The 13,895-nt window shown below is 74.5% G+C and carries 11 protein-coding genes; 9 read left to right on the forward strand and 2 right to left on the reverse strand.

Going from position 1 to position 13,895, the window contains the following annotated elements; all coding sequences use genetic code 11:
- Window positions 1–290 precede the first annotated feature (290 nt).
- A complete protein-coding gene (locus tag ACWDYF_RS02940; RefSeq protein WP_381744068.1) occupies window positions 291–1,601 on the forward strand; it encodes a transglycosylase family protein in 1,311 nt (436 codons plus the stop codon).
- 34 nt (window positions 1,602–1,635) lie between these two features.
- Here the strand turns inward: ACWDYF_RS02940 and ACWDYF_RS02945 are convergent, their stop codons facing one another.
- Entirely contained in the window at window positions 1,636–2,919 is a 1,284-nt protein-coding gene (locus ACWDYF_RS02945; RefSeq protein ID WP_389463748.1) for a DMT family transporter, read from the reverse strand.
- Between the two features lie 255 nt (window positions 2,920–3,174).
- On the opposite strand from ACWDYF_RS02945, the gene ACWDYF_RS02950 reads away from it, so the two are divergent.
- The 6 genes from ACWDYF_RS02950 (at window position 3,175) to ACWDYF_RS02975 (ending at window position 12,088) form a co-directional block, all read left to right on the forward strand.
- A complete protein-coding gene (locus ACWDYF_RS02950) occupies window positions 3,175–3,954 on the forward strand; it encodes a (2Fe-2S)-binding protein (RefSeq protein ID WP_389463750.1) in 780 nt (259 codons plus the stop codon).
- A gap of 40 nt (window positions 3,955–3,994) precedes the next feature.
- Window positions 3,995–5,179 (forward strand): glycogen synthase, encoded by a 1,185-nt coding sequence (gene glgA / locus ACWDYF_RS02955; protein ID WP_389463924.1) that lies wholly within the window; start codon window positions 3,995–3,997, stop codon window positions 5,177–5,179.
- 51 nt (window positions 5,180–5,230) lie between these two features.
- The gene (gene glgC, locus ACWDYF_RS02960; protein ID WP_381744072.1) at window positions 5,231–6,451 is read left to right on the forward strand and encodes a glucose-1-phosphate adenylyltransferase; all 1,221 of its coding nucleotides are present in this window, start codon (window positions 5,231–5,233) and stop codon (window positions 6,449–6,451) included.
- A 130-nt stretch (window positions 6,452–6,581) separates the two neighbouring features.
- Window positions 6,582–8,903, forward strand: coding sequence for a GH92 family glycosyl hydrolase (locus ACWDYF_RS02965; protein ID WP_389463753.1), 2,322 nt, complete (start codon window positions 6,582–6,584; stop codon window positions 8,901–8,903).
- Between the two features lie 155 nt (window positions 8,904–9,058).
- Entirely contained in the window at window positions 9,059–10,444 is a 1,386-nt protein-coding gene (locus tag ACWDYF_RS02970) for a wax ester/triacylglycerol synthase family O-acyltransferase (protein ID WP_389463755.1), read from the forward strand.
- 144 nt (window positions 10,445–10,588) lie between these two features.
- A complete protein-coding gene (locus ACWDYF_RS02975) occupies window positions 10,589–12,088 on the forward strand; it encodes an SDR family NAD(P)-dependent oxidoreductase (protein WP_389463758.1) in 1,500 nt (499 codons plus the stop codon).
- Between the two features lie 33 nt (window positions 12,089–12,121).
- On the opposite strand, the gene ACWDYF_RS02980 is transcribed toward ACWDYF_RS02975, so the two are convergent.
- The gene (locus ACWDYF_RS02980; RefSeq protein ID WP_389463760.1) at window positions 12,122–12,628 is read right to left on the reverse strand and encodes a hypothetical protein; all 507 of its coding nucleotides are present in this window, start codon (window positions 12,626–12,628) and stop codon (window positions 12,122–12,124) included.
- A 436-nt stretch (window positions 12,629–13,064) separates the two neighbouring features.
- On the opposite strand from ACWDYF_RS02980, the gene ACWDYF_RS02985 reads away from it, so the two are divergent.
- Together ACWDYF_RS02985 and ACWDYF_RS02990 are read left to right on the forward strand one after the other, a co-directional pair.
- Window positions 13,065–13,238, forward strand: a complete 174-nt coding sequence (locus ACWDYF_RS02985) for a hypothetical protein (RefSeq protein ID WP_106967188.1) — start codon at window positions 13,065–13,067, stop codon at window positions 13,236–13,238.
- A 47-nt stretch (window positions 13,239–13,285) separates the two neighbouring features.
- On the forward strand, window positions 13,286–13,768 hold the full coding sequence (locus tag ACWDYF_RS02990; RefSeq protein ID WP_389463763.1) for a GNAT family N-acetyltransferase: 483 nt from the start codon (window positions 13,286–13,288) through the stop codon (window positions 13,766–13,768).
- Window positions 13,769–13,895 lie beyond the last annotated feature (127 nt).

Consider the following 13,895-nt stretch of genomic DNA (forward strand, 5'->3'; position numbering starts at 1 on the left):
ATGCCCCGGCGCGGTGGTCTCGTGGTGCAGCCGTGGTCGTCGGCGCGCCCGCCGTCCTGTGACCATCCTCGCGTGACGGTACGCGGCCCGCACATCCGTCCCATCGGCCGCTCCTTCCTCTTCCGGCCTCTTCCGGCCCCTCCTGTTCTGGTTCTGTTCCGGCCCCTTCCGGTCCTGGTGCGCGGGGCGGCGGCGACGGAGGACGACAGGAGGCCGATTGCCGTCTTGTCATGGCTCGTTCGCGGCGTCTACTTTTGCCGCTCCTGACGCATGGCGAGGGGACTTCGGACATGGCCGCACGCGGCCGGCACCGCCGGTACCAGCCGAACAGGATCAACCGTGCCTCACTGACCGTCACGGTGGGAGGCGCCGGCATGGCCATCCCGCTGATCGGCGCCGGCACCGCGTACGCGGCCGACGCGGCCACCTGGAACAAGGTGGCCGCCTGCGAGTCGAGCGGCGACTGGAACACCAACACGGGCAACGGCTATTACGGCGGGCTCCAGTTCACCCGGTCCACCTGGGCGGCGTACGGCGGGACCAGGTACGCGCCGCGCGCCGACCTGGCCGGCCGGGAGCAGCAGATCGCCGTAGCGGAGAAGGTGCTCGGCGGGCAGGGGCCGGGCGCCTGGCCCGTGTGCGGGCCGCGCGCCGGACTGACCCACGCCCACCCGGCACAGGCGCACTCCGTGCCGACGCGGACCGTGCGGACACAGACCGCGCAGGCGCACCCAACGCCAGGGAGTACCAAGGGCGTTGCGAGCACGGTGCGCGACGTCCGGCCGCAGACCACGCCCCAGTCGCGCGCGGGCACCGCCGAGATGTACACGGTGGTCAGCGGAGACACCCTCTCCGGTATCGCGGACGACCGCGATGTCCGGGGCGGCTGGCCCCAGTTGTACGCGGACAACCGCGCGACCGTCGGGTCCGACCCGGATCTGATACTGCCCGGTCAGCGGCTCTCCCTGCACCCGTCGCGGCAGGCGCCCGCCCCGCACCCGCAGCACACCCCGGCCACCAAGGCCGACTCCGGACAGAAGCAGAAACAGAAGCAGAAACAGAAGCCGGAGCCCGAGCGGAGACAGAAGCCGAAGGCCGCCGCCGAGCCGAAAGCCGTCGCGAAGCCGAAGCCGAAGCCCACCACACGCGCCGGGAGCGGCAGTTCCCGCCACAGCGGGCACCCGCACACCACCTCGCACACCCTCGTCGCGCCCGTGCACGCCTCGATCGGGACCGCCTACCGCTCCTCCGGCTCGCACTGGTCGAAGGGCTATCACACCGGCGTCGACTTCCTGGTGCCCACCGGCACGTCCGTGCACGCCGTCGGCGCGGGCCGCGTGGTCACCGCGGGCTGGGGCGGCTCGTACGGCTACCAGGTGGTGATCCGGCACGCCGACGGCCGCTACAGCCAGTACGCGCACCTGTCGGCGATCTCCGTACGGGCCGGTCAGACGGTCACCGCCGGGCAGCGCCTCGGCCGCTCCGGCGCCACCGGCAACGTCACGGGCCCGCATCTGCACTTCGAGGTGCGGACCGGGCCCGGTTTCGGCTCCGACATCGACCCGCTGCGCTATCTTCGCGCGGGCGGCGTCGGCATCTGAGAGGCGGCGGCGTCAGTTCCTGGTGCCGGGGACGTCAGGAGCTGACGCGGGGACGGTGCCGGTCCGTCACGGGCGCGGGCATCGGGACGTACGGGACGCAGTAGACCAGCCCGGCGCAGAACGAGCCGCCGTACGCGGACGGTGCGGGCACCAGGGCCTTGACCTGGGCCTTGACCTGGTCCTTCACCGGGGCCGTCCCGGACGGTACGGCCCCGGCGGGCTCTCCCGTGCCGACGGCGTCGACCCTGGCCACGGGCGCCACGGGCGCCACGGGCGCCACGGGCGCCACGGGCGCCACGGGCGCCACGGGCGCCACGGGCGCGACGGGTGCGACGGGTGCCACAGGCGCCACGGCCGACGTCGGCTGCGTCGGCACCGCCACTGCCCCTGCCGTCGTCACCGGCGCCGTCCCCTCCGGTGCTGCCGCCTCTGCTGCCGTCTCGCCCCGAGCCGCCGGTTCCCCCGGTGCCGCTCCGGCCGTCCGCGCCTCGCGCTCGATTCGTTCCGTGGTGAGCAGGATCAGGCCACCCGCCGCCGCGACCCCGCAGCCCAGCGCCAGCAGCGTGCCCGTGGTGCCGTACCGGAAGCTCTCGCCGAACATCGTGATGCCCACGGCCGCCGCCGCCATCGGGTTCACCACGGTCAGGGTGGCCAGCGGCGCCGCGAGGCCGCCGCCCCGGTAGGACGCCTGGGACAGCAGCATGCCGACCGTGGCCAGCACCGCGATCACCGCGAGCGACGGCAGTTCGGACGCCGTGACGCCGTCCGTCCAGTCCACCGCGACCGCCTTGGTGAACACCGAGGACATGCCGAAGGCGACACCGGAGCCGACGGCGAGCAGCACGCTGCGCACCGCGGGATGCCGGTGCGCGGCGCGCCCCGCAGCCGTCAGCGCGAGCACCGCCGCGGCGGTGAGGACGGCCAGGACCACGCGCTGGGCGCCGTTCAGCGACTGCGCGTGCGAGGCGCCCACCAGGGACAGCAGACCCGCCAGGCCCACCGTCGCCAGGAGTGCGCCGCGCCAGGCGGCGGCACCGGCCCGGCGGCCGACCAGGAGCGCGGCCATGGGCAGCGCGAACACGATCGTGAGGGCGCCCAGCGGCTGGACCAGGCTGAGCGGGCCGTACGCCAGCGCCACCACATGGAGGAGGCCGCCGAGGCCGTTCAGCGCGACGGCCGCCCACCAGACCGGGCGGCGCAGCGGCGCGTACCGCTCGCCGGGCGCGGACACCGCGACCTGCTCCTGCACGATCGCCCCGCCGGCGTACGCCACGGCGGAGACGAGCGACAGCAGCACGGACAGCGCGAGGGCGCTCATGAGCTGGTCCTCTGCGGGAGGCCGGGGCGTCGGGCCCGGCGCGGCGAACAGGCGGCTTCCATGGTCCAACACACTGCCGTGCCGATCTCTTCCCGTCGTCGTCCCTGAGCATTCAATGGGTCATACTGCCGATGGAGTACGCGTCATGCGGTGTCCTCCCCTGGGTGGGCGACACCCGCGCGACACCCCCGAGAACAGCTCCGGGAACCCCCCGAAGGGGCGCCCTCCCCGGCCCGCTTGGTACTAGTGCTCCTCGTGCACCGTGACTCCGGACTCGCCGTACTCCGCCCGCTCGGCGGCTTCTTCGTCCTGCGCACCGGCGAGCCGCCGCACGCGCCGCTCCCCACCCTCGCGGAGGCGTACGCCGCCTCGGCGGCGGATCCGCTGGGCGCGCGGGTGCGCAAGGTGGCCGGTGCGATCCGCGCCCCGGAGGCGAGGATCGCCGCCTCGGTGGCCCACCTGGGGCTCGCCGCCCGGCTGTGGTCGGTGGCGCTGGGCTGCGCCGTGCGCGCCGGGCGGCTCCCCGACCTGGCGCCGTCCCTGCTGCGCTGGGACCCGGAGGGCAGCGCCCCCGACGACCTGTGGCTCACCGAGGTGCGCCCGCTGCCCGCCGCCGCCCCGGAGGACCTCGCCGCCGCCCCGGAGAGCTGCGCCGCCACCCCGGAATCCGCCGCCGCGCTCGCGGACGCCGTCCTGCTCGGCCACCTGGAACCGCTGGCCGCGGCCCTGCGGGCCCGCCACCGGCTCGCGCCGGGCCTGCTGCGGGGCAACGCGGCCTCCGCGCTGGCGGGCGCGGCACGGCAGCTGGGCGGCTGGGCCCTGGGCGCGGGCCGCCCGGAGGAGGCCGCCCGCGCGCACGATCTGGCCGTACGCCTGCTCGCGCACCCGCTGCTCGCCGGGGCGGGCACCTACGGCGCCACCGGCTTCCGGCGGCGCAGCTGCTGCCTCTACTACCGGGTGCCCGGCGGCGGTGTCTGCGGGGACTGTTGTTTCACACGAGCCCCGGGGCCTTCCCCGCGCGCCGGATCCGGGTGACCATGAAGGTGACGAGCCGCCACACTCATGGGGGTTGCGGGTGCGCGTGGGACTGCTGACCCGGGAGTATCCGCCGGACGTGTACGGCGGCGCGGGCGTCCATGTCGAGTTCCTGGCCCGGGAGCTGCGGCCGCTCGTGGACCTGCGGGTGCACTGCTGGGGCGAGTCCTCGGCGGCGGAGCGCGCGGCCGGGGTGGACCGGCACCGCCCGTGGCCCGCGCTGGACGGCGCCAACGACGCCCTGCGCACCTTCTCGGTGGACCTCGCGGCGGCCGCCGCCGTCCAGGGCTGCGACCTGCTGCACTCGCACACCTGGTACGCCAACCTCGCCGGACACCTCGGCAAGCTGCTGCACGGCGTGCCGCACGTGGTGACCGCGCACTCCCTGGAGCCGCTGCGCCCCTGGAAGGCCGAGCAGCTCGGCGGCGGCTACGCCCTGTCGGGCTGGGCGGAGCGCACCGCGATCGAGGCCGCCGACGCCGTGGTCGCCGTCTCCGCGGCCATGCGCGAGGACATCCTCGGCTGCTACCCGGCGCTGGACCCGGCCCGTGTCCATGTCGTGCACAACGGCATCGACACCGCCCTGTACCGGCCGGATCCGGACACCGACGCGCTCACCCGCCTCGGCCTCGACCCGGACCGCCCCTATGTGCTGTTCGTCGGCCGCATCACCCGGCAGAAGGGCGTGCCCCACCTGCTGCGGGCCGTGCGCGGCATCGACCCGGCGGCCCAGGTCGTGCTGTGCGCGGGCGCCCCCGACACACCTGAGATCGACCGGGAGTTCCGCGATCTGCACCGGGAGCTGGACCGGGTACGCGACGGGGTCCACTGGATCCCGCGGATGCTGCCGCGCCCGGACGTGATCCAGTTGCTCACGCACGCCGCCGTCTTCGTCTGCCCCTCGGTCTACGAGCCGCTCGGCATCGTCAACCTGGAGGCGATGGCCTGCGGCACCCCCGTCGTCGCCTCCCGTGTCGGAGGCATCCCCGAGGTGGTCGAGGACGGCCGTACCGGCGTCCTCGTGGACGTGGGCGAGGTGGGCGAGGACGGCGGCGCCGCCTTCGAGGCGGGGCTGGCCCGCGCCCTGGACGCGGTGCTCGCCGACCCGGCGGCCGCGCGCCGGACGGGCGAGGCGGGGCGGGTGCGCGCGGTGACCGAGTTCGGCTGGGACGCGGTCGCCCGGCGCACGGTCCGCCTCTACGCGGAGGTTCTGGGCCAGGCTTGAGGCGCCGCGCCCCGGGGCAGTAGTGGGGGCAACCGGGTGAGGGGAGCGGCCATGCGTCGTGGTGGACCTTCGGTCCTCGGAATCGTCCTCGCGGGCGGAGAGGGCAAGCGTCTGATGCCCCTGACCGCGGACCGCGCCAAACCGGCGGTCACCTTCGGCGGGACCTACCGCCTGGTCGACTTCGTCCTGTCCAACCTCGTCAACGGCGACATCCTGCGCATCTGCGTGCTCACGCAGTACAAGTCGCACTCGCTGGACCGGCACATCACCACGACCTGGCGCATGTCCAGCCTGCTGGGCAACTACGTCACACCGGTGCCCGCGCAGCAGCGCCTCGGCCCGCGCTGGTACCTGGGCAGCGCCGACGCGATCCTCCAGTCGCTCAACCTCGTCCACGACGAACAGCCCGAGTACGTCGCGGTGTTCGGCGCCGACCACGTCTACCGCATGGACCCGCGGCAGATGCTCCGGCAGCACATCGACAGCGGCGCGGGCGTGACCGTCGCCGGGATCCGGGTGCCGCGCGACCAGTCGTCCTCGTTCGGGGTGATCACCCCGGGGCCCGACGGGCAGGGCGTCGAGCGGTTCCTGGAGAAGCCCGCCGACCCGCCGGGGCTCGCGGGCGATCCCGACCACGTCTTCGCCTCCATGGGCAACTACGTCTTCACCACCAAGGCGCTCGTCGAGGCGCTGCACCGGGACGCCGAGGACGAGGGCTCGGTGCACGACATGGGCGGCTCGATCCTGCCGCGGCTCACCGAGCGGGGCGAGGCGGCCCTGTACGACTTCAGCGCCAACCACGTGCCCGGCGAGACCAGCCGCGACCGGGGCTACTGGCGGGACGTGGGCACCCTCGACGCGTACTACGACGCCCATATGGACCTGATCGCCGAGCGGCCCGCGTTCAACCTGTACAACCGGGACTGGCCGGTCTACACCCACTCCAGCCAGCTCTCGCCCGCCCGCTTCAACGCGGGCGGTATCGCGGGGGAGTCCATCATCAGCGCGGGCTGCCTGATCCGCGGCCAGGTCACCCGGTCCGTGCTCTCCCCGGGCGTTCGGGTCGACCCCGGCGCGGTGGTGCAGGGCTCGGTGCTGCACGACAACGTCCGCGTCGGCCGGGGCGCGGTGGTGCGCGGCGCGGTCCTGGACAAGAACGTCGAGGTGCCGCCCGGCGCGACCATCGGCGTCAACCCGGAGCGGGACGCGGAGCTGTACACGGTGTCCGGGCGCGGGGTGATCGCCCTGGGCAAGGGCCAGCGGGTGCCGTAGGCGCCGAGCCGGGAGCCCCCGGGGCCGGGGACCGCGACACCCGGGGACCGCGACACCCGCGGATACCGGGATGACGGCCCGTCAGGCGTGATCATGCGGGCAACGACGTCTTCCCCGGAGGTCTTCCCGCATGAGACGGACCCGGCGCCTCGGCCTGTGCGTGGCGGGGGCGGTGGCAGCCTCCGCGCTGACCGCCGCCCCCGCCACGCGGGCCGCCGAGACCCGCGCAGCCGCCCGGCTGACCGACCTGGTCAACCCGTTCATCGGCACCGCGAACGAAGGCAACACCTTCCCCGGCGCCGCCGTGCCCTTCGGCATGGTGCAGTTCTCGCCGGACACCGGTCACAACACCGGCTACGACTACGCCCACAGCCGCATCCGCGGCTTCTCCCTGGTCCATCTCTCCGGGGTCGGCTGCCGTATCGGCGGCGACCTGCCGGTCCTGCCGACCACCGGTGACGTCACCGCGACGGACAACGCGACGTACGCGGCCGGATTCCGCCACGAGGACGAGCGGGCGAGCCCCGGCTACTACCGGGTCGCGCTCGACTCCGGCATCGAGGCCGAGCTGACGGCGACGGCCCGCACCGGGGTGCAGCGCTACACCTTCCCGGCCACCGGCAAGGCCAACGTCCTGCTCGACGCGGGCCAGGCGCTGCACCGGACGGTCGGCTCCGGCGTGGAGATCCTGGACGACCGCACCGTGCGCACCGAGATCACCGGCCGCGGCTTCTGCGCGGACACCCTCCCGTACACGGTGTACACGATCACCCGCTTCGACCGGCCCTTCACCGCGTACGGCACCTGGGACGGCGCCACCGTCACCCCCGGCGCGCGCACCGGGCACGGCGGCGCCTACCTCCGCTTCGACACCACCGCCGACCGCACGGTGGAGGCGACCACCGCGCTGTCCTACGTCGACGCGGCGGGCGCGGCCGGCAATCTGCGCGCCGAGGGCGGCCGGGCCTTCGACGCGGTGCGCCGGGCGGCCGGGCGCAGGTGGGAGGAGCGGCTGGGGGACGTACGGGTGAGCGGCGGCGACGCGGCCCGCCGCCGGACCTTCTACTCGTCCCTGTACCGGGCCTTCCTCGCGCCGAACGTCGGCAACGACGCCGACGGCCGCTACACCGGCTGGGACCGGCGCGTCCACCGCACCGGCGGCATCACCTACTACCAGAACTGGTCGCTCTGGGACACCTACCGCACCCAGGCCCGGTTCCTCGCGCTGCTCGCGCCCCGCGAGGCCCGGGACATGGCCGTCTCCGTGATCCGGGTGGCCGAGGAGAGCGGCTGGCTGCCCAAGTGGGGCTACGGCACGGTCGAGACGAACGTGATGACCGGCGACCCGGTCACCCCGTTCCTCACCGACGCCTTCCAGCAGGGCCTGCTCAAGGGCTACGAGGAGCGGGCGTACCGCGCGCTGCGGCGCAACGCCGACTCGGTGCCGCCCGCCGACGCCCCGGCGCTGGGCCGCAACGGCAACCCGGACTACCTGGCCCGCGGCTACGTCCCGTACATCAAGGGCCACCGGCCCCCCAAGGCCGGCCACTCCGACTACGCCTTCGGCGCCTCGGCGACCCTGGAGTACGCGCTGTCGGACGCCGTGCTCGCCCAGATGGCCCGCGCCCTGGGCCACCGCGCGGACGCCGGACGGTACGCGGCCCGCTCCCGCAGCTACCGGAACCTGTTCGACCCGGCGACGCGCTTCTTCCGCGCCCGCGACACCGGCGGCGCCTTCACCGGACCGGCGGATCCGGCGCACAGCACGGGCTTCCACGAGGGCACCGCCTGGCACTACCAGTGGCTCGTCCCGCAGGACCTGCCCGGCGTGGTCGGCCTGCTCGGCGGCGAGCGGCCGACCAACGAACGGCTCGACGAGTTCTTCGCCTACGACCGGCTCCTCGCCGACCCCGCCCGCACCGCCCGGGAGAACTGGGTCTCGGGGCCGTACGACTTCTACGACACCGACCGCTACAACCCGCTGAACGAACCCGACCTGCTCGCCCCGTACACCTATCTGTCGACGGGGCAGCCGTGGAAGACCACCGACGTGGTGCACGCCGCGCTGACCCTGTTCACCGACGAACCGGCCGGGCTGACCGGCAACGACGACCTCGGCACCATGTCGGCCTGGGACGTGCTGTCGTCCATCGGCCTGTACCCGGTGCAGCCCGGCTACGGCACCTGGGGCCTGTCCACCCCCGTGTTCGACCGGGTCGACCTGCGGCTCGACCCCCGCTACCACCCGCGCGGCGCGCTCACCGTCCTGGCGCCCGGCACCTCCGGCGAGGCCCGGTACACCCGGACGGTCCGCGCCGACGGGGTGACCCACGACCGGACGTATCTGACCACCGGCGAACTGCGCCGACTGCGGACGCTGCGCTACACCGTGGGCGCGCGGCCCTCGGCGTGGGGCACGTCGGCGCAGGCGGCGCCGCCCGTCCTGCGCTGACCGCGTCCGGCGCCCCCTGACAACCACGGGTCCCGCCCCGGCCGCCCGGGGCGGGACCCCATCCGTTTTTAACTGTGCGTAACTTGATCACGCTTGACCGTGATCGACAGGAGTTGTTCACTGCAAAGACCCCATCGCCGACGCGAGGCAAGCCCGTGACCCCTGATCTGCTCGCTCCCCTCGACCTGGCGTTCTGGAACATCGAGTCCGCCGGACACCCGATGCACCTCGGCGCGCTCGGCGTCTTCGCGGCCCCCTCGCCCGGCGACGCGGCCCACGCCGCCGACCTGCTCGCCGCCCGCGCCGCCGCGGTGCCCGGTCTGCGCATGCGCATCCGCGACGTGTGGCACCCGCTCGGCCTGCACCGGCCCGGTGCCGACGGACTGCGCGGCGCCCTGGCGAAGGGTCTGCGGCAGCCGCTCGGCTTCGGCGGCGCCGCCCGCGAACCCGACCCCCGCTTCGACCCGCTGAACCACATCCACCTGCACGCCCCCGTCCCCGGCTTCCACACGGCGGCCGGACGGCTCATGCAGCGTCCCCTGGAACGCGGCCTGCCGCCGTGGGAGGCCCATGTGCTGCCCGCGGCGGACGGGACCGGCTTCGCGGTGCTGTTCAAGTTCCACCACGCCCTCGCCGACGGCCTGCGCGCCCTCACCCTCGCCGCCGCGATCCTCGACCCGGTCGACCTGCCCCGGCGCGGCCCCGGGCCCGCCGCACCGCGGCGCGGCCCGCTGCCCGACGTGCGCGCGCTGCCCGGACTGGTCCGCGACGCCCTCGGCGACCTGGGCCGCGCCCTGGACATCGGCGCCCGCGTCGCCCGCTCCACCCTCGCCACCCGCCCCGTCCCCGCCCTCACCGCCGCACCCACCGGCACCCGCCGCACCGCGGGCGTGGCCGTCGACATCGACGACGTCCACCTGGTCCGCAAGGCCGTCGGCGGCACCGTCAACGACGTGCTGATCGCGGTCGTCGCGGGCGCCCTGCGCCGCTGGCTGGAGGAGCGCGGCGAGCCCGTCGAGGGCCTCGCGCCCCGCGCCCTCATCCCCGTCTCCCGGCGCCGCCCGCGCACCGCCCAGCCGCCGGGCAACCGGCTCTCCGGCTATCTGACGCAGCTGCCCGTCGGCGTCGCCGACCCGCTGCGCCGGCTCGCCGCCGTCCGCGCCGCCATGGACCGCAACAAGGACGCCGGACCCGACCGGGGCGCCGGGGCCGTCGCCCTGCTCGCCGACCATGTGCCCGCCCTCGGCCACCGGCTCGGCGGCCCGCTGGTCGGACAGGCCGCCCGGCTCTGGTTCGACATCCTGGTCACCAGCGTCCCGCTGCCCGGCTTCGGACTGCGCCTGGCCGGCCACCCGCTCACCGAGGTCTACCCCTTCGCGCCGCTCGCCCGCGGCCAGTCCCTGGCCGTCGCGATCTCCACCTACCGCGGCCAGGTCCACTACGGGCTCGTCGCCGACGCCGAGGCCGTGCCCGACCTGCACCGGCTGGCCCGCGCGGTGAGCGAGGAGGTGGAGACCCTCATCACCGTCTGCGCCCCCTGAACCCGCGCCGCACCGGCCCGCGCGCCGCCCGTCCGGCCATGATCGCCACGCGTTTGGCGGTCGGCCGCACCGCTGCCGTAAAATCCCCCGTTCGACGGCGGGCGCGACTCGGAGCGCCACGGGAACCAGCAGGGAAGCGGCGCGATGACGGTGACAGACGAGGGCCCCACGGCCACGGACGAGGTGGTGTACGCGCCGGGCGGCGAGCCCGCGTACGGGCCCGGTATCGACCCCGAGCGCCTGGCCGTCTGCCTCGACGTGCTCCGCGAACTGGACGAGATCGAGGTCGACCACCCCGACGCCGTCGCGGTGCGCCGGGCCACCTCCCACATCTACCGCACGGTCAAGCAGCGCCGCCGCCAGGAGCGCCGCGCCGCCAAGACCGCCCACGACAAGACGGTCACCGAGGCCACCGCCACCGGCTCCGCGCAGCGCATCGACGACGAGACCGAGGGCATCCTGCCCTCCTCGCGCACCGGAGAGGGACAGATCGCGGGGATACTCCAGCGCCCGCGCTCCTGCTACGTCTGCAAGCAGCGCTACGTCGAGGTCGACTACTTCTACCACCAGCTGTGCCAGAAGTGCGCCGCCGAGAACCGGACCCGCCGCGACGCGCGCGCCGACCTGACCGGCAAGCGCGCCCTGCTCACCGGCGGCCGGGCCAAGATCGGCATGTACATCGCGCTCCGACTGCTGCGCGACGGCGCCCACACCACGATCACCACCCGCTTCCCGGGCGACGCGATCCGGCGCTTCAAGGCCCAGCCCGACAGCGCCGACTGGATCCACCGGCTGAAGATCGTCGGCATCGACCTGCGCGACCCCGCCCAGGTCGTCTCGCTCGCCGACTCGGTCGCCGCCGAGGGCCCGCTGGACATCCTGATCAACAACGCCGCCCAGACGGTACGGCGCTCCCCGCAGGCCTACAGCGAGCTGATCTCCGCCGAGTCGGCCCCGCTGCCCGCCGGTGAGCTGCCCGCCTCCGAGGTGATCGGCACCTTCGGCTCCGGCGCGGTCGCCGCGCTGCCGATGGCGGGCTCCGGGATGCTCGACGCCCAGGACGTCACCGACCTGGCCCTCGTCTCCGGTTCGGCGTCCCTGGAGCGCATCGCCGCCGGGACGGCCATCGACGCGGGCGGCCTGGTGCCCGACCTGCACGACACCAACAGCTGGATCCAGACGGTCGAGGAGGTCACGCCGGTCGAGCTGCTGGAGGTGCAGCTGTGCAACTCCACCGCGCCCTTCCTGCTGATCAGCCGGCTGCGCCCGGCGATGGCCGCGGCGGCGGCCCGCCGTACGTACATCGTCAACGTCTCCGCCATGGAGGGCGTCTTCGACCGCGGCTACAAGGGCGCCGGGCACCCGCACACCAACATGGCCAAGGCCGCCCTGAACATGCTCACCCGCACCGCCGCCCAGGAGATGTTCGAGAAGGACGGCATCCTGATGACGGCCGTCGACACCGGCTGGATCACCGACGAGCGTCCGCACCCCGACAAGGTGCGCCTCGCCGAGGCCGGCTTCCACGCCCCGCTGGACCTGGTCGACGGCGCCGCCCGCGTCTACGACCCGATCGTGCGCGGCGAGGAGGGCGAGGACCTGTACGGCGTCTTCCTGAAGGACTACGCGCCCGGCAAGTGGTGAGGCCCGCTCGCGTACGCGCTCGCTGAGGCGCCGTCAGTCGACGGCGCCCAGCCGGGAGTTGCGGGCCGCGACCAGGTCCAGGACGGTGCGCCAGTCCTCCAGCACCCCGGCGGCCGCGCCGTCGCCCGGACCCGGGGTGCGGGCCTCCTCGGCCGCGAGGCGCAGGGCCAGGGCGTCCTCGTCGACCGGCCGGACGGGGCGGCCGTCGGCGGCGTACGCCTGCTGCCGCAGCAGCCGGAAGACGCGCTCCCCGAGCAGTCCGCGGACCGCTTCGGCGGCCCGGAGGGCACCGGCCCGCGCGCCCGCGCCCTCGCCGCTACCTTCGCCGCTGTCTTCGCCCGGACCGGGCAGTCCGCCGACGGCCAGGACGAGACCCGCGATCTGCAACTCCTTGTCGGCCGGACGGCTGCGGCGCAGCAGTGCGGCGGTCCGCAGGGCGTGCGCGCAGGGGTCGGTGCGGCGCCCGGGGCGGTCGGGCACGCGGGCACCCCGCCCGGCGTGCAGCAGGTCCATCAGTTCCTCGACACTGCGCAGCTCCATGCGTCAGTCCTCCCGCGGGACGGCCGGTGCGGTACGTCAGCAGAGCACGGCGAGCTTGCGGCGCGGCCAACGGGACCTGAACTGCGTGCCGTCCGCCGAACGGGTGAACCCCGGCTCGCGCGACAAAGCGACAAATCGCCTCTTATATGGCTCAATGAACATGCCTGACTTCCGATAGTTACCTGGTTTTTGCAGCCCCATCGAGCAGGGGGGTGCTCATTTGGTTAATCTGGAGTAGGCGGACAGCACCAAAGGGTTCCCACCACACCCACGGTCCGCCCCGGGGTGAGCCGGTGCCCAACGGCCCGCTCGGACCTCAGTTGCCGGCGCCACCGCGTCCGACCTGTCTCGACCCAGACCCGAGCGGGTGTCAGGCGCCGCAGCGCAGACTGCCGGTTGACCGCCCCGAGGGTGACCGACACATAAGGAGTGCGCGGTGACACCGGAGAAGACCAATCGCGAGCAGCGCCCCGAGGAACGCACGGAGCGCGCGGGCCGACGGCCCGGAGACCTCGGCAGCCTCGACGTGTGGGCGCGGTCCGCCCCCATCCGCCTGGCCGGGTACGAGGACGACCTCGCCGAGCCGCACATCCTGCCCAGCGTCGACTGACCACCCGTACCGGCCGCCACAGGCATGGGCGTGCGAGACTCGCGCCCATGCTGATCAGGGAAGCAACGGACCACGACTGGCCGCGCATCTGGCCGTTCTGGCACCGGATCGTCGCCGCCGGGGAGACCTACGCCTGGGACCCGGACACCTCCGAACAGGACGCCCGCGCCCTGTGGACCGGCCCCGGCAAGCGGGTCTTCGTCGCCGAGGACGAGGACGGCACGATCCTGGGCTCCGCCTACGTGAGGCCCAACTACGGCGGGCCCGCCGCGGACATCGCCAACGCGGGCTTCATGGTCGACCCGGACCGCACCGGCCGCGGCGCGGGCCGCGCCCTCGCCGAGCACGTCCTCGCGGCGGCCCGGGACGACGGCTACCGCGGCATGGTCTTCAACGCCGTCGTCGAGACCAACCCGGCCGTGGGCCTGTGGACTTCGCTCGGCTTCACCGTCCTCGGCACCGTGCCGCGGGCGTACCGGCATCCGCGGCACGGCCTGGTGGGGCTGCACATCATGTACCGGGACCTCTGAACGCACCGGGAGGCTCTGAGCGCACGGGACCACTGAACGTACCGGGAGTTCTGAGCGCACCGGGAGTTCTGAGCGGTGCGGCGCCGCCGCCGGCCGGGCCCGGAGTGCGTGCGGCACGCGGCCGGGC

The organism is Streptomyces sp. NPDC003284, assembly GCF_053589675.1.

Bases quoted from the DNA above. Each gene is read 5' to 3' on its own strand.
- ACWDYF_RS02940 (WP_381744068.1), top strand. From the start codon at position 291: ATGGCCGCACGCGGCCGGCACCGCCGGTACCAGCCGAACAGGATCAAC.
- ACWDYF_RS02975 (WP_389463758.1), top strand. From the start codon at position 10,589: ATGACGGTGACAGACGAGGGCCCCACGGCCACGGACGAGGTGGTGTAC.
- ACWDYF_RS02990 (WP_389463763.1), top strand. From the start codon at position 13,286: ATGCTGATCAGGGAAGCAACGGACCACGACTGGCCGCGCATCTGGCCG.
- ACWDYF_RS02980 (WP_389463760.1), bottom strand. From the start codon at position 12,628: ATGGAGCTGCGCAGTGTCGAGGAACTGATGGACCTGCTGCACGCCGGG.
- ACWDYF_RS02965 (WP_389463753.1), top strand. From the start codon at position 6,582: ATGAGACGGACCCGGCGCCTCGGCCTGTGCGTGGCGGGGGCGGTGGCA.
- ACWDYF_RS02945 (WP_389463748.1), bottom strand. From the start codon at position 2,919: ATGAGCGCCCTCGCGCTGTCCGTGCTGCTGTCGCTCGTCTCCGCCGTG.
- glgC (WP_381744072.1), top strand. From the start codon at position 5,231: ATGCGTCGTGGTGGACCTTCGGTCCTCGGAATCGTCCTCGCGGGCGGA.